An 18,323-nucleotide genomic window follows, 5' to 3' on the forward strand; every position below is an offset into this window, starting at 1 on the left:
CGTCGTACGGGCCATGGAGCGGCACGCGCCGGGCAGCGCGGCGTCCTGGTACCACGGGGACCACACCGACTTCCGGGGCGGGGTCTTCCTGCGCGAGGTGGTCGGCGTCCAGATCGTGGTCCAGCAGGGCGGGGGCGCCGCCGCGCCCGAGGCGCTGGCCGGCCTGCCGCCGAGACCGGGCGGCTTCTCGGGCCGGGAGACGGAGACGGCGGCGCTGCTGGACGCCCTGGACCCGGCCGGGACGCAGTCCTCTGCATCCCCGGCGGTCCTGGTCGCCGCCGTGTCCGGGCTCGGCGGCATCGGCAAGACCGCGCTGGCCGTCGAGACCGCGCACCTGGCCTGCGAGCGGGGCTGGTTCCCCGGCGGGGTCCTCTTCGTCGACCTGCACGGCTACGACCCGCAGCCCGTCACCGCCGACCGGGCCCTGCAGGCCCTGCTGCGGGCCCTCGGCGTCCGGCCGGAGCACATCCCCGCGACGGCGGACGAACGGGCGGCGCTCTACCGCTCGACGCTGGCCGCGCGGGCCCGGGAGCGCGGCGCGGTCCTCGTCCTGGCCGACAACGCCTCCTCCCCGGACCAGGTGCGGCCCCTGCTGCCCGGCGACACCCGGCACCACGTCCTGGTCACCTCCCGGGACCGGTTGCCCCAACTGGGCGCGCGGCTCGTCCCCTTGGACCAGCTCTCGCCGGAAGAGGCGTACGAACTCCTCGACCGCGCCCTGCGGATCGCCGACCCGCACGACACCCGGATCGCCGACGACCCCGAGGCGGCCGAGCGGCTCGCCGGCCTGTGCGGACACCTGCCGCTGGCCCTGCAGATCGCGGCCGCCCTGCTGGCGGAGGATCCGGGCATGCCGGTGACCGAACTCGTGGCGGAACTGGGCGAGTCCCACGACCGCCTCGACCACCTCGACGACGGTGAGCGCAGCGTCCGCGCCGCCTTCGAGCTCTCCTACCGCCGCCTGCCGCCCGACCAGGCCCGACTGCTGCGCCTGCTCGCCCTGGCGCCGGGACCGGAGGTGAGCGACCAGGTCGTCGCCGCGCTGGTGGGGGCCGAGGCGCCTCCGGTACGGGAGTTGAAGGCGCTGGCTCGTGCCCACCTCGTCGAGCGGGGGAGGGGGCGCGGGTGGTGGCGGTTGCACGACCTGGTGCGGGTGTTCGGGGCGGGTGTGGTGGCACGGGATGCGGTGTTGCGGGAGGAGGGGGAAACGGCGCGGGAGCGGGTGCTGGAGTTCTACTGCCGGTGGGCGGACGCGGCCGATGCCCGGTTGCAGTGGCTGCCGGGAATGGCGGAGCCGGAGCGGTTCGCGGACCGGGCGCAGGCGCTGGCGTGGCTGGACGGGGAGCGGGCCGGGCTGGTGGCGGCGGTGGGGTGGGCACGGGAGGAGCGGTTCGCGGAGACGGCGGTGCGGCTGGCCGAGTACCTGGTGGAGTACCTGTCCTGGCGGCGGTATTTCGACGACTGGATCGCCGTCGCGCAGGCCGCGCGGGAGGCCGCCCATCGGGCCGGGGACCGGCTGCGCGAGGCCGGGGCGTGGAACAATCTCGGCGCCGCCCTGCAGGAAGCGGGCCGGGCGCGGGAGGCGGTCGACGCCCACATGCGTGCCCGCGACCTGTACCAGGCCGCCGGGGACCGCCACGGCGAGGCCATGGCGTGGACCAACCTCGGCGCCGCCCTGCAGGAAGCGGGCCGGGCGCGGGAGGCGGTCGACGCCCACACCCGCGCCCGCGACCTGTTCCAGGCCGTCGGGCACCGCCACCGCGAGGCCATGGCGTGGAACAACCTCGGCAGCGCCCTGCAACGGGCGGACCATGTGCAGGAGGCGATCGACGCCCACACCCGTGCCCGCGAGCTGTACCATGCCGCCGGGGACCGCTACCGCGAGGGCACGGCGTGGAACAACCTCGGCATCGCCCTGCGGCGGGCGGGCCGGGTGCAGGAGGCAATCGAGGCGTACGCCAAAGATCTGGAGATTTGCCGGGAATTCGAGGACTGGTACGGCGAGGGGCAGACCCTGTACAACCTGGCCTTCGCCCACAAGGCCGCCCACCGCCCCGCCGAGGCCCGCACCGCCTACCTCCGGGCCGCCGACGCCTACACCCGCGCCAACGCCCCGGACGAAGCCGCCGAAGCCCGCGCCGCAGCCGCCGAACTCGCCGAACCCCCCTCTACCGCCTCCTCCCCGCCCCCGACACCCACCGATACACCAACTCCGGCCTCCCCACCTGCCCGTACAACGGCCTCCGCTCGGCCCGTCCCGCCTCCACCAGGTGCTCCAGGTACCGCCGGGCCGTGATCCGCGATATCCCCACGGCCTGCGCGACCCCCGCCGCCGTCAGTCCCTCCTCGGCCTCCCGCAGAGCGACCGTCACCCGTTCCAGCGTGGGCGCGCTCAGCCCCTTGGGCAGGGCCGCCGGCCCCGGCGCCCGCAGCACCGCAAGCGCCCGGTCGACCTCGTCCTGACCGCTCGCCTCGCCCGCCCCGGCCGCCGCCCGGAACTCGGCGTACCGCACGAGCCGGTCCCGCAGGGTCGCGAAGGTGAACGGCTTGAGCACGTACTGCACCACCCCCAGTGACACGCCCTCCCGGACCACCGCCAGGTCCCGCGCCGACGTCACCGCGATGACGTCCGCGTGGTGGCCGGCCGCCCGCAGGGTGCGCGCCAGGTGCAGCCCGTGCACGTCGGGCAGGTGCAGGTCGAGCAGGAGGAGGTCCACCGGCATGCGCTCCAGCGCGCGCCGCGCCTCGACGCCGGTGTGGGCCTTGCCGACGGCGACGAACCCCGGCACCCGGCCGACGTACATCACATGCGCGTCCGCGGCCACGGGGTCGTCCTCCACCACCAGGACGCGTATCGGCCCCTGATCCTCCCGGTCCTTCCGGTCCCCCTGCTTCCCCCGGTTCTCCTGGTCCCCCCGCCTCCCCCGACTCGCCTGGCCCGTCATGCCTCACCTCCGGAAACGGCGCCCCCTGCGACTGCGTCCGCGGGCGCGGCGGTGTCACCCGCGCCCTGCAGCGGCACCCGCAGCGGCAGCCGTACCTCGAAGAGCGCCCCGCCCCCGTCGGCCTGGGCGACCGACAGGCTGCCGCCGTGCCGGTGCACGGCCTGCCGGACCAGGGCCAGACCCAGTCCCCGCCCGCCCGGCCCGGCCGGTTTGGTGGAGAAGCCGCGCCGGAAGACGAGGTCGGCGTGGGCCGGGTCCACTCCGGGGCCGGTGTCGCCGACGCGCAGCACCAGTTCGGCGTCCTGCCGCGTGCGGGCGGTCACCGTCACCGTCACCCGCGCCGGTGTGCCGCCCTGCGCCGCGTCCACCGCGTTGTCGATCAGGTTGCCGAGGATGGTGACCAGGTCGCGGGCGGGGAGGGTGGTGGGGAGCACTCCGTCGTCCAGGCGGCTGTCCGGCGACACCACCAGCTCCACGCCCCGCTCGTTGGCCTGCGCGGTCTTGCCCAGCAGCAGGGCGGCGAGGACGGGCTCGCTCACGGCCGCCACCACCTGGTCGGTGAGCGCCTGGGCGAGTTCCAGTTCCGCGGTGGCGAACTCCACCGCCTCCTCCGCCCGGCCCAGTTCGATCAGGGACACGACCGTGTGCAGGCGGTTGGCCGCCTCGTGCGCCTGGGAGCGCAGCGCCTGCGTGAAGCCGCGCTCCGAGTCCAACTCGCCCATCAGGGACTGCAGTTCGGTCACGTCCCGCAGCGTCACGATGGTGCCGCGGCGCTCCCCGCCGGACACGGGGGAGGTGTTGACGACGATCACCCGGTCCGCGGTGAGGTGCACCTCGTCCACCCGCGGCTCGGAGGACAGCAGGGCGCCGGTCAGCGGCGCGGGCAGGCCGAGGTCGGCGACCCGCCGGCCCACCACGGTGTCCCGGGGGCCGAAGCCCAGCAGCTCGCGTCCGCCGTCGTTGACCAGCGCCACCCGGTACTGCCCGTCCAGCATCAGCAGGCCCTCGCGCACGGCGTGCAGCGCGGCCTGGTGGTAGTCGTGCATGCGGCTCAGCTCGGCGGCGTTCATGCCGTGGGTGTGCCGGCGCAGGCGCGCGTTGATGACGTACGTGCCGATCGCGCCGAGGGCGAGGACCCCGGCCGCGACACCGAGCAGCGCGGTGAGCTGGTCCTGCACCCGGCGGCTGATGGCCTCCACCCGGATGCCGGCGCTCACCAGGCCGACGACGTGCCCGGCGTCCTCGATCGGGGCGACGGCGCGGACGGAGGGGCCGAGGGTGCCGGTGTAGGTCTCGGTGAAGGGCCTGCCGTGCTGGGCGGGCGCGATGTGGCCGAGGAAGCGCCGGCCGATCTGCTTCTCGTCGGGGTGGGTCCAGCGGATGCCCCGCGGGTTCATGATCGTGACGAAGTCGACCCCGGTGTCGTGCTGGACGCGCAGCGCGTAGGGCTGCAGCCGCGCCGTCGGGTCCGCGGTGCGGGCGGCCGCCCGTACGGAGGGGGAGTCGGCGACCGAGCGGGCCACCGCCATGGCCTGCCGGCCGGCCGCGTCCCGGGCCTCGTCGCGGTCGCTGACGTAGGTGAACAGCGCGTACCCGGCGACGACGAGCGCGAGCAGCACGGCCTGCATGGCGAAGAGCTGGCCGGCCAGGCTGCGGGGCCCGGGGAGCCGGGGCATACGGGGTGCGCGCATGGCACTCAGTCTGCCTCCGCGGGTCTGTGGGCGAACCTCCGCGTCTCCAGGTGAACGGACTCCGGGTCCTCCGGCGAGCGGACTCCGCGTCTCCCGTGCCCCACTCCGCGTCTCCCGGTGAACTCAATGAACGGAAGGGTGACCGCCCTCACACAGCGGGAGATAGTCACGGCAATCCCCGTAGGGCAACCCCCGGACGTGAGCCGCACGCCGGTGATGCCGACAGCGTCGTCAAGGAGGGCCGCCGTGACCAGCACGACCGATACGGCACCTGCCGCACCCGCAGCCAGGCGGGACCGTACCCACTACCTCTACATCGCGGTGATCGTCGCGGTGCTCCTCGGCGTCGCCGTGGGATTCGCCGCACCGGACTTCGCCAAGGAGCTCAAGCCGATCGGCACGGGCTTCGTGAACCTGATCAAGATGATGATCTCGCCGATCATCTTCTGCACGATCGTCCTCGGCGTCGGCTCCGTGCGCCGGGCCGCGAAGGTCGGCAAGGTGGGCGGCCTGGCGATCGGCTACTTCCTCGCGATGTCGTTCGTGGCGCTGGCCATCGGCCTCGTGGTGGGCAACATCATCCACCCCGGTGACGGGATGCACCTGACCGAGGCCGTCAAGGGCGTCGGCCACGAGCAGGCCCAGGGCGCCAGCGAGAGCACCCAGGACTTCCTGCTCGGCATCATCCCGACCACCCTGGTCTCGGCCTTCACCGAGGGCCAGGTGCTGCAGACGCTGCTGGTGGCGCTGCTCGTCGGGTTCGCGCTGCAGGCCATGGGTGGCAAGGGCGAGCCGGTGCTGCGCGGCGTCGAGCACATCCAGCGGCTCGTCTTCCGCGTCCTGGCCATGATCATGTGGGCGGCGCCGGTCGGCGCGTTCGGCGCGATGGCCGCCGTCGTCGGCGAGACCGGCATGGACGCGGTGAAGGCCCTGGCCACGATCATGCTCGGCTTCTACGTCACCTGCGTGCTGTTCGTCTTCGTCGTCCTCGGCACGCTGCTGCGCCTGGCCACGGGGGTCGGCCTGCCGGCGCTGCTGAAGTACCTGGGCCGCGAGTTCCTGCTGATCCTGTCCACGTCGTCGTCGGAGTCCGCGCTGCCGCGGCTGATCGCGAAGATGGAGCACCTGGGCGTGGCCCGTCCGGTCGTCGGCATCACCGTGCCGACCGGGTACTCCTTCAACCTCGACGGCACGATGATCTACCTCACCATGGCCTCGCTGTTCATCGCCGACGCCATGGACCAGCCGCTGTCGATCGGCGGGCAGATCACTCTGCTGCTGTTCATGATGGTCGCCTCCAAGGGTGCCGCCGGCGTCACCGGCGCGGGCCTGGCCACGCTGGCCGGCGCCCTGCAGTCGCACAAGCCCGCGCTGGTGGACGGCGTCGGCCTCATCGTCGGCATCGACCGCTTCATGAGCGAGGCGCGCGCCCTGACCAACTTCGCCGGCAACGCCGTCGCCACCCTGCTCATCGGCACCTGGACCGGCGAGGTCGACAAGGAGCGGGTGCGCCGGGTGCTCGCCGGCGAGCTGCCCTTCGACGAGCGGACGCTGCTCGACGACGCCTCCGGCGACGGCGCCCCGAAGCACCTGCCGGAGCAGCGCGAGGGCGGCGAGAAGGAGCTCGCCACGGCGTAGGCGCGCGAGACCGCCACGACGCAGGTGCGCACGCCCTCCCGGACTCCGGGCGGCGGTGGAACCTCACCTCGTCGTCCCGCCCGCCGGGCCCGGTCGAGACGCCGGGCGGTCAGGCCCTCCCCGTGGCCCGGCCGCCCGGCTCTGCGCGCTTCAGGGCTGCTGACCCGGGGTTTCGGGGCCGCTGCCCCAGGACTTCAGGGCCGCTGACCCGGGATTTCAGGCCCGCCCGCTCAGGGCGCCGCCAGCCCGTGCTACCAGTTCCGCCGCCCGCTCAGGGCCCCGCCGGCCGCCGCCCGCTCAGGGCGCCGCCAGCCGTGCCACCAGTTCCGCCGCCGGCGCGGCGGGCACGCCGGAGGCGGTGAGGAGGGTGACCGCGGCGGAGCGGCCCGCCTCGCGCGGTGCCAGCAGGCCGTCGTTGACCGCCTCCATGAGGGCGAACAGCAGCTGTTCGTGCACGTACGCCAGGGCCGGGGCGGGCAGCGGGGAGGTGAAGACGCCCTCGTCCAGGCCGCGCTGGAGCAGGCGTTCGGCGTCGGCGCGGACGGGGGCGAGGCGTTCTCGGATGCCCTGCATGGTGACCGTGCGCTGGGCGAGCGCGACCAGCAGCCGGTAGCGGTCGGCGATCTCCCACACCTTCAGCACCGAGCGGGCCACCGCCTCGGCCGGGTCCGCCACGCCCTCCCGGGCTTCCGCGTGCGCCGCGGCCACCGCCTCCAGGGCGTCGTCGACGAGCGTGCTGACCAGCGCCTCGCGGCTCGGGAAGTGCCCGTACACCGTGCGTCGTACGACGCCGGCGGCGCGCGCGATCTGGTCCATGGACGCGTCGGGGTCGCGCAGCAGCTCGGCGAGGGCGACGTCGAGGATACGGCGCCGGTTGGTGCCGGCGCGGCTGGTGGTGCCCTGGGTCATGGCTGCCATTGTGCCCTCCCAACGATTTGCACAGCGTTGTGCAGTGGGCGTACATTGCACATCGTTGTGCAACTGCACAGCAGTGTGCAAGTAGTGCGCGAGCAACCTCGTGCAGGAAGGCGACACCCTGGCCATGCGACTCGTCCTGACCGAACCGGTCGACCAGATGGAGCGGCCCTACGCCCGGCGCTGGTGGGCGCTCCTCGTGCTGTGCCTGAGCCTGCTGATCATCGTGATGGCGAACACCGCCCTCACGGTCGCGGCCCCCGACATGACCCGCGACCTCGGCCTGACCAGCGCCGACCTGCAGTGGGTGATCGACGGCTACACCGTGCCGTACGCGGCGCTGATGCTGCTGCTCGGCGCGGTCGGCGACAAGTACAGCCGCCGCGGCGCGCTCCTGCTCGGACTCGTCGTCTTCGGCGGCGGCGCGGTCCTCGGCTCGCTCGTCGACAGCGCCGCGGCCGTCGTCGCGGCCCGCGCGGTGATGGGCGTCGGCGCCGCGCTGATCATGCCGGCCACCCTGTCCCTGCTGGCCGCGACCTTCCCGCGCCGCGAGCGCGCCCGCGCCATCACCCTGTGGACCGCGACCGCCGGCCTCGCCATCGCCGCCGGCCCGCTGGTCGCCGGGGCGCTGCTGGAGCACCACGGCTGGGCCTCGACGTTCCTGATCAACGTGCCGGTCGCCGCCGTCGCCCTGGTCGGCGCCCTGGTCCTGGTCCCGCCGTCCCGGGCCGGCCACCACGAGCGGATCGACTACATCGGCGGGCTGCTGAGCGTGGTGTGGATCGGCTCCCTCGTCTACATGATCATCGAGGGCCCGCACTTCGGCTGGGGCGCCCGGGCGGTCACGGCGGCGGTCGTGGCGGGCGCGGGGCTGGTCCTCTTCGTCCTGTGGGAGCTGCGCCACCCGCGCCCGGTCCTCGACGTGCGCCGCTTCACCGCCCGCCGCTTCGCCGGCGCCAACCTCGCCGTCGCGCTGTTCTTCCTCGCCGTCTTCGGCGCCTTCTACTACCTCACCCAGCACCTGCAGTTCGTCCTCGGCTACGACGCCCTGCAGACGGGCCTGCGGATGCTGCCGCTGGCCGGCGCGGTCTTCGTCGGCTCGGCCCTGACCGGGTACCTCACCCCGCGCCTCGGCATGAGGCCGACGGTGACCGCGGGCATGGTCGGCGGCACGACCGCCCTCGCGCTGCTCACCCGGATCGACTCCGGTTCGTCCTACGGCGACTTCGTGGCACCCCTGGTCGTCCTCGGCCTGGCGATCGGGCTCGCGCTCTCGCCCTGCACCGACACGATCATGGGCTCCTTCCCGGAGGCCGAACTCGGCGTGGGCGGCGCCGTCAACGACACCTCGCTGGAACTCGGCGGCTCCCTCGGCATCGCCATCCTCGGCTCGCTGCTGTCGACCTCGTACGCCGACCGCCTCGCGGACGCCACCCGGGGCAGCGCGCTGCCGACGGGCGCGCGGGAGACCGCGCAGGACTCCGTCGGCGCCGGCTACCAGGTCGCGCGGGCCGTCGGCGCCAAGGCCCGGCAGCTCGCCGAGCAGGCCGCGCACACCGGCGACCCGCAGCAGGCCGCCGCGCTGAAGGCGCAGGCCGGGCAGCTGTCCGCCGGCTCCCGGCAGATGGCGGACGCGGTCGGCTCCGCCTTCTCCGACGCCGTCGCCCACACCAGCCTGGTCGGCGCGGTGATCCTCGGCGTCGGCACGATCCTGGTCGCGCTGCTGCTGCCGCGCCGCGAGCGGCCCGCCGGGCAGCCCACCGCGCGGTCGGCCGAGCAGTCAGCCGAACGGCCCGCCGCGCGGCCCGCCGAGCAGTCAGCCGAACGGCCCGCCGGGCAGCCCACCGCGCGGCCCGCCGAGCAGTCAGCCGAACGGCCCGCCGAACGGTCCACCGAAAGGCCCGCCGGGCAGGCCACCGAACGGCCCGCCGAGCAGCGGTCCGCCGCGCAGTCCGCCGGGACGCGGCAGCGGCAGGAGGAACGGGCGGGCGCCACCGGGACCTCCTGACCCGGCTCCCCGCGGACCGCCGCCCCGCCCGCATCCACTAACGTGCCGTGCCGGAACCAACCGGGACGGCACGTCCGTCCCTGCAGTTCATCCATGAAGTGCGTGGGAGGCACGGGGGAAGATGAGGATCGACTGGAACCGGCGCACCTGCGCCCGCCGCGGGCACGTGACGTACGCCCCCGACGACCCGCGGCTCAGGATCCGGCTGCACGCGCAGACGGCGGTCGGCGAGGTGTGGCGGTGCCTGCGCTGCGGCGACTTCGTGCTCGGCGAGCCGCACGGCTCCGGGCCGGCCGCCGAGGCGCCGCTGGTGCCGCGCGGCAAGGTGCTGCGCGACCTGTTCGTCCTGCGCTTCCTCGCGATCGAGCGGGCGCTGCGCGGGGTGTTCGTGGTGCTGGTCGCGGTGGCGGTGTGGAGGTTCAGCAACAGCCAGGACGCGGTGCGCCGCCTCTTCGAGGAGTACCTGGACGTCTTCCGCCCGGTTTTCCGCCACTTCCATTACGACCTTGACCACTCGCCGCTCGTCGACTCCGTCCGGAAGGTCTTCGGCTACCGGCACTCCACGCTGCTGACGGTGGCCGGACTGCTGCTCGCCTACGCGCTGGTCGAGCTCGTCGAGGCGGTCGGGCTGTGGTACGCCAAGCGCTGGGCGGAGTACCTGACCGTGGTCGCCACCGCCGCCTTCCTGCCGCTGGAGGTCTACGAACTCACCGAGCACGTCAGCGGGCTGAAGATCGCCACGCTGGTGCTGAACGTCCTGGCGGTGCTGTACATCGCCCTCGCCAAGCGGCTGTTCGGCCTGCGCGGCGGCCGCCGCGCCCACGAGGAAGAACGGCGCAGCGCCTCGCTACTGGAGGTGGAGGAGTCGGCGGGAACGGCGACGCCGGTCCCCTAAAACCCTTCGGAACCCTCTTCCCGGAGGCAGGACCCTTTCCCCTTGAGCTTCTCCCCCCGGGCTCCTCCCCCTGGAAGTCCTTCTCCTGGAACTCCTCCGCTCCCTCCTGGAACTCCACGAACTCCACCCCGCGGCCGCGCTTGCCCTGACGCAAGCGTCAGGGCCTACCGTCGTCGGCATGCGCATCGGTGAACTGGCGGCACGGGCCGGGACGACGACGCGGGCACTGCGGTACTACGAGGCGCGCGGGCTGCTGCCCGCGCGGCGGGACGCTGGGGGTGCCCCCTGCTCGAGCGAAGCCGAGAGCTTGCCGAGAGCTTGGGGGAGGGCACCGGACGTACGACGAGAGTGATCTGAGGCTGCTGCGGCAGATCAGGACGCTGCGGGACTTCGGGTTCGACCTGGAGGAGACGCGGCCCTTCGTGGAGTGCCTGCGCGCCGGGCACCCCGAGGGCGATTCCTGCCCGGACTCGCTCGCGGTCTACCGGCGCAAGCCGGCCGAGCTGGACGCGCTGATCGGGGAGCTGCGGTCGGTGCGGGCCCAGGTCGGGGCGCAGCCGGCGCGGGCCGAGGCGGCGGCCCTGGAGAGTCCGGAGCCGCGGTGCGAACGGGGAGGGCCGGGAGGACGAGGAGGGTCGCCGAAGTGACGGACGCGGATTTCCGCGCGCAGGTGCTGGACGCACGGCTGCCGGTGCTGGTGGAGTTCACCGCCGGCTGGTGCCCGCCGTGCCGGCAGATGGGGCCGGTGCCGGCCGCGCTCGCGGCGGAGGAGGGCGAGCGGCTGAAGGTGGTCCGGCTGGACGTCGACACCAATCCCGAGACCACCCACGCCTACAAGGTGCTGTCGATGCCGACGTTCATGGTGTTCCGCGACGGTGAGCCGGTGCGGTCCATGGTGGGCGCCCGGTCCAAGCTGCGGCTGCTCCAGGAGCCGGCGGACGTGCTCTGAGCGCCGTACCGCCGCCCGGACGACCACCCCCACGGGCCGGAGAACGGAGAAATCCCCCGAGCAATTGCGCTCGGGGGATTTTTCTGCGTATTCTCAGGGATTCGTGACTTCAACTTCCGGAAGTCACGGAGAAGTTCAGTGAGCACAGTATATCCGGGCGGGAGCGGAATTGTCAAACACCGAATTTCCGGACGATGAATTGCGGCACGAGCAGGAATTCATCGACGGGCTGTACGCGCGGGTGGACGCGCTGCGCGACGCGGCGGAGGCGTCCGTCACCGAGGCGCTAGCGCAGGGCGACACGCCCAGGCAGGCCAGGCTGGAGCGGGACATCCGCGTCGCCGAGCGCTCGCGGCTGCTGGCCGCGCTGAACGCCGTGGACGGCTCCCTGTGCTTCGGCCGGCTCGACCTGGCCGACGGCACCGTCCACCACATCGGCCGCATCGGCCTGCGCGCCGACGACGCCGAGCGCACCCCGGTGCTCATCGACTGGCGGGCCGACGTCGCCCGCCCCTTCTACCTGGCCACCGGCCACACCCCGATGGGGCTGCGCCGCCGCCGGCACATCTCCACCCGGGGCCGGCGGGTGACCTCGCTGCACGACGAGATCCTCGACCTCGGCGACACCACCCGCACCGGCCACGAGGACCCCACCGGCGACGCCGTCCTGCTCGCCGCGCTGAACTCCGCGCGCACCGGCCGCATGAGCGACATCGTGCGCACCATCCAGGCCGACCAGGACCGCATCATCCGCGCCCCGCACCGCGGCGTGCTGGTGGTGGAGGGCGGCCCCGGCACCGGCAAGACCGCCGTCGCCCTGCACCGGGCCGCCTACCTGCTCTACGAGCACCGCGAGCTGCTCGCCAAGCGGGCGGTGCTGATCGTCGGCCCCAACCCGGCGTTCCTCGGCTACATCGGCGAGGTGCTGCCCTCCCTCGGCGAGACCGGCGTGCTGCTGTCCACCGTCGGCGAGCTGTACCCCGGCGTGCGGGCCACCGCGAAGGACACCCCCGAGGCGGCCGCCGTGAAGGGCCGCGCGGAGATGGCCGACGTGCTCGCCGCCGTCGTCCGCGACCGCCAGGCGCTGCCCGACCCGGTCGTCGCGATCGAGCACGAGCGCGAGATCCTGATGCTCGACGACGGCCTGGTGAACGTCGCCCGCGAACGCGCCCGCGCCGCGAAGCTGCCGCACAACGTGGCCCGCGAGCACTTCGAGGGCCACATCCTCAACACGCTCACCGAGCTGTACGCCGAGCGCATCGGCACCGACCCCTACGACGGCTCCTGCCTGCTGGACGCCGGCGACCTCACGCAGATCCGCGACGACCTCGCGGAGAACCCCGAGGTGTGGGCCGCCATCGACCGGTTGTGGCCGGTGCTGACCCCGCAGCAACTGGTCGCGGACTTCCTCGCCGCACCCGACGGCTACCTCGCGCCCGAGGACGCCGACGCCGTCCGCCGCCCGGTGACCCGCGCGTGGACCGAGGCCGACGTCCCGCTGCTGGACGAGGCGGCCGAACTCCTCGGCGAGGACGACCGGGCGGCGCGGCTGCGGGCGGAGCGCGAGCGCGAGCAGCGGGTGGCGTACGCGCAGAGCGTGCTGGACGTGTCGTACGCCTCCCGCACCTACGAGTTCGAGGACAAGGAGGAGGACGACCCGGAAGCCTCCGAGGTGCTCGCCGCGCACGACATCATCGACGCCGAGCGGTTCGCCGAACGCCACGAGGAGGCCGACCACCGCTCCGCCGCCGAGCGCGCCGCGGCCGACCGGACCTGGACGTTCGGGCACATCATCGTCGACGAGGCGCAGGAGCTGTCGCCGATGGCGTGGCGGCTGCTGATGCGGCGCTGCCCGACCCGCTCCATGACTCTCGTCGGCGACCCGGCGCAGACCGCCGAGGAGGCCGGCGTCGGCTCCTGGGACGAGATCCTGCGGCCGTACGTCGAGGACCGCTGGACGCACACCCGGCTCGGTGTCAACTACCGCACCCCCGCGGAGATCATGGAGGTCGCGGCGGCCGTCGTGCGCGCCGAGGACCCGGGGTTCGAGCCGCCGCGCTCGGTGCGCTCCACCGGGGTGCGGCCCTGGGCGCGCGCCACCGGCGACCTGCCCGGCGCCGTCGCCGAGGCGGTCGGCGAACTCACCCCCGCCGAGGGCCGGCTCGCCGTCATCGCCCCGCGTGAGCTGCACCGTGCCCTGGCCGCCCGCCTGGACGGGGTCACCGCGGGCGCCGAACCGGACCTCACCCGGCCCGTCGTCCTGCTGGACCCGCGGCAGGCCAAGGGCCTGGAGTTCGACTCCGTCCTGGTGGTCGAGCCGGGCCGGTACGGCACCAGCGACCTGTACGTCGCGCTGACCCGCGCCACCCAGCGGCTCGGCGTGGTGCACACCGGCGACCTGCCGAAGGCGCTGGCGGACGCGCTCGCCTGACGTACGTACAGGCGCTTCGTACAAGACACGTAACAGTCGGCGGCGTGGTGACTCCGCGTGTACGCCCGATGCGGTAAGCGTGGGCGCGGGGAAGCCGACGCCTGTGCCACCGCGCCCGCCGACCGTCCGCTGCCGGCGGAGCTGCCTGCGGAACCGCTGCTCACCGCGGAGTTCGACACCGACCCGGGCGCGGTGTACACACGGCTGCGGCGGCGCTGGGGACCGGTCCCACTACGTGCGCCCCCTGCTGCTGATGGTCACCACCAAGCTGTACGGCTGCCCGGCCGCCCCCGGCGACGGCGGTGACGGCGGCGACGGCGACGACGACCCTGCCCGGCCCGTCGCCGACCGCCAGGCCCGGGGGCGGCCGGCGGCGCTGCGGTGGCTGATGCCCGGCGGGCGGGCCTGACCGGGCACCGGCGCGATGACCGGGCACCGGCGCGGTGACCGGGCACCGGCGCGGCGCCCGCGGGCCTACGCCGGCCGCAGCCAGACCGTCGCCAGGGGCGGCAGCGTCAGGCGGATGCTGGCCGGGCGGCCGTGCCAGCCCTGGGGCTCGGGCTTGACCGCGTCGGGGTTGACCACGTCGCTGCCGCCGTAGCGGGCCGCGTCGGTGTTGAGGACCTCGCGCCAGGCGGGCACGTCGTCGGGGACGCCCAGGCGGTAGTCGTGCCGGACGACGGGGGAGAAGTTCGACACCGCCAGCAGCGGGGAGCCCTCGTCGTCCAGGCGCAGGAAGGCGAAGACGTTGTCCTCGGCGGCGTCCCCGACGATCCACTGGAAGCCGTCGGGCTCGGTGTCCAGCCGCCACAGCGCCGGGGTGGCCCGGTAGACGGTGTTGAGGTCGCGCACCAGGTCCAGCACGCCCCGGTGGTCGGCCTCGGCGCCGTACCCCGGGTCGAGCAGCCACCAGTCCGGGCCGCGCTCCTCGGACCACTCCGAGCCCTGCGCGAACTCCTGCCCCATGAACAGCAGTTGCTTGCCCGGGTGCGACCACATGAAGCCCAGGTAGGCGCGCAGGTTGGCGCGCTGCTGCCACCAGTCGCCCGGCATCTTCGACACCAGCGAGCCCTTGCCGTGCACGACCTCGTCGTGGGAGATGGGCAGCACGTAGTTCTCGCTGTAGGCGTACACCATCGAGAAGGTCATCTCGTGGTGGTGGTACTTGCGGTGGATGGGCTCGTGGCTGATGTACTGCAGCGAGTCGTGCATCCAGCCCATGTTCCACTTCAGCCCGAAGCCCAGGCCGCCGAACCCGCTCGGGCCCTTGTGGTGGGTGGCGCGGGTGACGCCGTCCCAGGCCGTGGACTCCTCGGCGACGGTGACCACGCCGGGGCAGCGCCGGTACACGGTCGCGTTCATCTCCTGCAGGAACGCCACCGCGTCCAGGTTCTCCCGGCCGCCGTACACGTTCGGCGTCCACTGGCCGGGCTGGCGCGAGTAGTCCAGGTAGAGCATGGAGGCCACGGCGTCCACGCGCAGCCCGTCGATGTGGAACTCCTCGCACCAGTACAGGGCGTTGGCGACGAGGAAGTTGCGCACCTCGTTGCGGCCGTAGTCGAACTCCAGCGTGCCCCAGTCGGGATGGGCGGCGCGCAGCGGGTCGGAGTGCTCGTACAGCGGCCGCCCGTCGAACTCCGCCAGCGCCCAGTCGTCGCGCGGGAAGTGCGCGGGCACCCAGTCCATCAGGACGCCGATGCCGGCCTGGTGCAGCCGGTCGACCAGGTACTTGAAGTCGTCCGGGGTGCCCAGGCGGGCGGTGGGCGCGTAGAAGCCGGTGACCTGGTAGCCCCACGAGCCGCCGAAGGGGTGCTCGGCGACCGGCATCAGCTCCACGTGCGTGAAGCCCAGGTCCCGGACGTAGGCGGGCAGCACCTCGGCGATCTCACGGTACGTCAGTCCCGGCCGCCAGGACGGCAGATGGATCTCGTACACGGAGAACGGCGCCTGGTGCGCCGGGCGTTCGGCGCGCCGCTCCAGCCACTCCTGGTCGCCCCACTCGTGGTGCGAGGCGAAGACGACGGACGAGGTCCTCGGCGGCACCTCGGTGCGGCGGGCCAGCGGGTCGGCGCGCAGCGTCTTCGAGCCGTCGGGGCGGGTGATCTCGAACTTGTACAGCTCGCCCTCGCCGATGCCGGGCACGAACAGCTCCCACACCCCGGACGAGCCGAGCGAGCGCATCGGGAAGCCGGTGCCGTCCCAGAAGTTGAACGTCCCGGCCAGCCGCACGCCGCGGGCGTTGGGCGCCCACACCGCGAACCGGGTCCCGGTGACGCCGTCGTGGGTCATCGGGTGGGCGCCGAGCACCCGCCAGAGCTGCTCGTGCCGGCCCTCGCCGATCAGGTGCAGGTCGAACTCGCCGAGCGTGGGCAGGAAGGAGTAGGCGTCCTCGATCTCCTGCACCGTGCCCTCGTACGTCACCTGCAGTCGGTAGCGCGGCACCTCCTGGAGCGGCAGCAGCCCGGAGAAGAAGCCCTCCCCGTCGTTGTGCAGCTCGGTGCGCTCGTCGCCGACCAGGACGCCCACCGACAGGGCGTACGGGCGGAAGGCGCGGACCGCGACGCCGCCGGGCACCCGGTGGGCGCCGAGCACGGAGTGCGGGTCGTGGTGCGTGCCGTTCAGCAGCCGCTCGCGGTCCCAGGGGGCGACGGCGGGGGAGACCGGCGTCTGCTCCGCCGCGGGGGCCGGCGGCGGGGCGGCCTGCCCGCCCACGGCCTTCTTCTGCGCGGGGACCTTCTTGGCGGCGGTCTTCTTGGCCGTGGTCTTGGCCGTGGTCTTCTTGGCGGCGGTCGTCTTCGCCGCGGCCGTCTTGGCGGCGGCGGTCTTCTTGGCGGTGGTCTTCTTCGCGGCCGCCTTCGTCGTGGCCGTCTTCTTCGCGGGCGCGGTCTTCGCCGCCACCGCCTTCTGCGTCGCGGTCTTCTTGGCCGTCGCCTTCTTCGCCGTCGCTTTCTTCGCCGTGGTCTTCTGGGCGGCGGCCTTCTGCGCGGTGTCCTCGGCGGCGGTCCGCTCCGCGGGCGCGTCCTGGCCGGCCGCCGTCTTCGCCGCCGTCCTCCTCGTCGTGGCCCTGGTGGCCTTCCGCACGGGCGCGGCCGTCTTCCCGACGGCCTTCTCGGCGGCCTTCCGCACGCTCTTCGCGACGCTCTTCGCAGCCTTCTCAGCCGACTCGGCCGTCTTCTCGGCGGCCGTCGTGTTCGGGTCCGAACCGTTGGACGGGGGGCGGGGAGTCACGGGCGGAGCCTCCTCGGCGAGGGGGAGATGAGGTCGGGTCGGGTTCACATCAGGTGGAACGAGAGGACAGGGCCAGACGGCGCACCGCGGCGAGCGGCACCGGCAGCCAGTCCGGCCGGTGCCGGGCCTCGTAGACGACCTCGTAGATCGCCTTGTCGGTCTCGCAGGCCCGCAGCAGCACCGGGTCGTGCCGCGGGTCGCGGCCGCCGACCTCGGCGTACCCGGAGCAGTACGCGGCCCGGCAGGCCTCCGCCCATTGGGGAGCCGGGGTCCCGGCCGAGTGCGCGGCGTAGTCGAACGAGCGCAGCATGCCGGCCACGTCCCTGAGCGCCGGCTGCGGCATCCGCCGCTCGGCCAGCGGCCTGGCGGGCTCGCCCTCGAAGTCGATCAGCGACCACTCGCCGGACGGGGAGCGCAGGCACTGCCCCAGGTGCAGGTCGCCGTGGACGCGCTGCGCGGTCCAGGTGTGGCCCTCCTCGGCGAGCTGCCCCAGCGCCTCGAAGGCCGACAGCAGGCCGGGGACGTAGGGGTGCAGCGTCGGCACGGCCTGCGCGGCGGCCTCCAGCCGTTCGATCATGCCGTCGACCAGCGCCCGCATCTGGAGGTGGCCGAGAGTCACGGTGGGCAGCGCCCGCGCGAGCGCGGTGTGCACCTCGGCGGTGGCCCGGCCCAGCGCCCGTGCCTCGGCCTGGAAGTCCTCGCCCTTGGCGAGTTCCCGCAGCGCCAGCTCCCAGCCGTCCGTGGCGCCCTGCACGAACGGCTGCAGCACGCCGAGGACGTACGTGGTCTCTCCCGGGTACGCCGTGGGGTACGGCTCCTCGGACTCCGCGGGCGCCGCCTGCGCCGGGACGCCGTCGGCGGCGTCGGCCAGCATCCACGCCACCGGGGCGGGCACCCGCGCGCAGCCCTGCCGGGCCAGCGCCAGCGGCAGCTCCAGGTCGGGGTTGACGCCGGGCACCACCCGGCGCAGCAGCTTGAGGATGAACGTATCTCCGTACACCACCGAGGAATTGGACTGCTCGGCGGTCGACACGCGCGGCACCAGGCCGGGGCGGATGTCGCGGTCCGGGTCCTTCTCAAAACGCAGCCCGCCGATGCGGTCCTGGGTGCGCAGGGCCTCCAGGAGCAGTTCGGCGGGCCGGGTGTCGTAGAGGGCCTCGTACACCGTGCGTCCGGCCAGCGGGCCCTCGGTCAGGTGGCCGATCAGCGCGGGTGCCAGCCGGGGCGGCAGCGCCTCGCGCACTCCTATCAGGAGCTGGTAGGTGTCGCCGGGATGGCCGTGCGGATCGGGCGGGGCCGCCGTCTGCGGTGCCGCGGCCGGCGGCTGGTGGGCGCGCACCAGCAGGTGGTACAGGCCCAGCTTGGCCGTGGGCGGCAGCAGCTCGGTCGCCGACACCAGGGAGAACCCGGTGACCGGACGCCCCTTGCCCGCGAACCAGCGCTGCCTGGGCAGCCACTCCCGCAGGAGCGGGTCGAGGGACGCCAGGAGTCCGGGAGGGGTCGTGACCGAGTGTGTGACGGCTTCCGACATGGCGTCACGTCCTTTCCCCGAAAAGGCGCGGGCGGGGGTTTACTGATGCGTGCCCCGGGCGGGACGGAGGAAACGCCCCGCCCGGTCGCGCA

The 18,323-nt window shown here is 73.9% G+C and carries 11 protein-coding genes and 2 pseudogenes; 8 read left to right on the forward strand and 5 right to left on the reverse strand.

The features are described from left to right. Positions 1-1,285: 1,285 nt before the first annotated feature. Positions 1,286-2,089, forward strand: a pseudogene (locus IE225_RS34270) (tetratricopeptide repeat protein); the annotation flags it as partial. A 79-nt stretch (positions 2,090-2,168) separates the two neighbouring features. On the opposite strand, the gene IE225_RS06520 reads toward IE225_RS34270, so the two are convergent. Together IE225_RS06520 and IE225_RS06525 are read right to left on the reverse strand one after the other, a co-directional pair. Next, positions 2,169-2,804 (reverse strand): response regulator, encoded by a 636-nt coding sequence (locus IE225_RS06520; protein WP_308432452.1) that lies wholly within the window; start codon positions 2,802-2,804, stop codon positions 2,169-2,171. A gap of 137 nt (positions 2,805-2,941) precedes the next feature. Next, positions 2,942-4,636, reverse strand: coding sequence for a sensor histidine kinase (locus IE225_RS06525; RefSeq protein ID WP_190056368.1), 1,695 nt, complete (start codon positions 4,634-4,636; stop codon positions 2,942-2,944). Positions 4,637-4,882: 246 nt separating this feature from the next. Here IE225_RS06525 and IE225_RS06530 point away from each other — a divergent pair, with 246 nt between their 5' ends. After that, entirely contained in the window at positions 4,883-6,274 is a 1,392-nt protein-coding gene (locus tag IE225_RS06530) for a cation:dicarboxylate symporter family transporter (protein ID WP_229879285.1), read from the forward strand. A gap of 297 nt (positions 6,275-6,571) precedes the next feature. Here the strand turns inward: IE225_RS06530 and IE225_RS06535 are convergent, their stop codons facing one another. Next, the gene (locus tag IE225_RS06535; protein ID WP_190056369.1) at positions 6,572-7,192 is read right to left on the reverse strand and encodes a TetR/AcrR family transcriptional regulator; all 621 of its coding nucleotides are present in this window, start codon (positions 7,190-7,192) and stop codon (positions 6,572-6,574) included. 124 nt (positions 7,193-7,316) lie between these two features. Here IE225_RS06535 and IE225_RS06540 point away from each other — a divergent pair, with 124 nt between their 5' ends. The 6 genes and pseudogenes from IE225_RS06540 to IE225_RS06565 all read left to right on the forward strand — a co-directional run bounded on the left by IE225_RS06540 (position 7,317) and on the right by IE225_RS06565 (position 13,881). After that, entirely contained in the window at positions 7,317-9,197 is a 1,881-nt protein-coding gene (locus tag IE225_RS06540) for an MFS transporter (protein ID WP_190056370.1), read from the forward strand. Between the two features lie 121 nt (positions 9,198-9,318). Next, positions 9,319-10,092, forward strand: a complete 774-nt coding sequence (locus tag IE225_RS06545) for a DUF2127 domain-containing protein (RefSeq protein ID WP_190056371.1) — start codon at positions 9,319-9,321, stop codon at positions 10,090-10,092. A gap of 178 nt (positions 10,093-10,270) precedes the next feature. Continuing rightward, positions 10,271-10,739: pseudogene (locus tag IE225_RS06550) on the forward strand (MerR family transcriptional regulator). Next, the gene (locus IE225_RS06555; RefSeq protein WP_308432449.1) at positions 10,736-11,041 is read left to right on the forward strand and encodes a thioredoxin family protein; all 306 of its coding nucleotides are present in this window, start codon (positions 10,736-10,738) and stop codon (positions 11,039-11,041) included. Before IE225_RS06550 ends, IE225_RS06555 begins: the two are co-directional and overlap by 4 nt. Positions 11,042-11,240: 199 nt before the next feature. After that, a complete protein-coding gene (locus IE225_RS06560; RefSeq protein ID WP_190056479.1) occupies positions 11,241-13,472 on the forward strand; it encodes a HelD family protein in 2,232 nt (743 codons plus the stop codon). Positions 13,473-13,707: 235 nt separating this feature from the next. Next, positions 13,708-13,881, forward strand: coding sequence for a hypothetical protein (locus tag IE225_RS06565; RefSeq protein WP_190056373.1), 174 nt, complete (start codon positions 13,708-13,710; stop codon positions 13,879-13,881). Positions 13,882-13,946: 65 nt separating this feature from the next. Here IE225_RS06565 and glgB read toward each other — a convergent pair whose 3' ends face one another. Both glgB and IE225_RS06575 read right to left on the reverse strand, forming a co-directional pair. Beyond that, positions 13,947-16,700, reverse strand: a complete 2,754-nt coding sequence (glgB, locus tag IE225_RS06570; protein WP_190056374.1) for a 1,4-alpha-glucan branching enzyme — start codon at positions 16,698-16,700, stop codon at positions 13,947-13,949. A gap of 49 nt (positions 16,701-16,749) precedes the next feature. Next, positions 16,750-18,231 (reverse strand): maltokinase N-terminal cap-like domain-containing protein, encoded by a 1,482-nt coding sequence (locus IE225_RS06575; protein WP_190056375.1) that lies wholly within the window; start codon positions 18,229-18,231, stop codon positions 16,750-16,752. Positions 18,232-18,323: the final 92 nt, after the last annotated feature.

Source organism: Streptomyces echinoruber (assembly GCF_014651135.1).
GTDB classification, from domain to species: Bacteria; Actinomycetota; Actinomycetes; order Streptomycetales; family Streptomycetaceae; genus Streptomyces; species Streptomyces echinoruber.